The sequence below is a fragment of the Mameliella sp. CS4 genome (assembly GCF_019392335.1).
GTDB lineage: Bacteria > Pseudomonadota > Alphaproteobacteria > Rhodobacterales > Rhodobacteraceae > Antarctobacter.
The window spans coordinates 1-240 of sequence record NZ_JAHXRQ010000274.1; the positions used below are offsets into that span (position 1 = coordinate 1).

Annotated in this window: 1 protein-coding gene; it reads left to right on the forward strand. The window is 67.5% G+C overall.

Features of this window, described 5'->3' with window-relative positions:
• Positions 1 to 240, forward strand: a 240-nt coding sequence (locus tag KZZ07_RS27370) for a TonB-dependent receptor (protein WP_219520193.1), incomplete at both ends; no start/stop codon positions are given.

Sequence of the window (240 nt, forward strand, 5' to 3'; positions counted from 1 at the left end):
TGATCCCCGGCACCAATATCCAGACGGCGTTCGCCGGCTTCGACATCAACCAGTCGAACATCCTGATCCCCGACGCGGGCAACCTCGCGTTCCAGACCGCCGGCGGCGCCGTGCGCTCGACGGGCTTCGAGGCCGAGGCCACGGCCAACCTCGCGCCGGGCACGAACCTGACGATCGCCTACACACACGTCGACATCCGGTTCGTGAACTCGGTCTCGGCCACCGGTCAGTCGATCGCCG